Origin of the sequence: Acetobacter malorum, from assembly GCF_002153605.1 — a bacterium.
Classification (GTDB): Bacteria; Pseudomonadota; Alphaproteobacteria; order Acetobacterales; family Acetobacteraceae; genus Acetobacter; species Acetobacter malorum_A.
This window is the reverse complement of sequence record NZ_JOPG01000066.1, coordinates 1-422: the sequence shown is the minus strand read 5'-3', so window position 1 is coordinate 422 and position 422 is coordinate 1. Positions and strand designations below refer to the sequence as shown.

Here is a 422-nt window from a genome sequence, read left to right as displayed (position 1 = left end):
GTGGTGGAACTGACCGTGGCCCTGCATGCGGTGTTCGACACCCCGGCCGACAAGGTGATCTGGGATGTGGGCCATCAGGCCTACCCGCACAAGATCCTCACCGGACGCCGGGACCGCATCCGCACCCTGCGCCAGCCGGGCGGCCTCTCCGGCTTCACCCGCCGGTCCGAGAGTGAGTATGACCCGTTTGGGGCGGCCCACTCCTCCACCTCCATTTCTGCCGGTCTGGGCATGGCCGTGGCGCACCACCTGCGCGCGGAAGAAGACCCGTCCTACCATGAGCGCAGCGTCATCGCCGTCATCGGTGATGGCTCCATCTCCGCCGGTATGGCCTATGAGGCCATGAACAACGCTGCCGTGGCTGGTCCCGGGGCTGAACGGCTGATCGTCATCCTCAACGATAACGAGATGTCCATCGCCCC

1 protein-coding gene is annotated in these 422 nt (G+C 66.1%); it reads left to right on the top strand.

All coding sequences use genetic code 11. The annotated features are described in order from the left end of the window. The coding region (locus HK23_RS13900; protein WP_306300693.1) for a 1-deoxy-D-xylulose-5-phosphate synthase N-terminal domain-containing protein at positions 1-422 on the top strand (422 nt) is incomplete at both ends.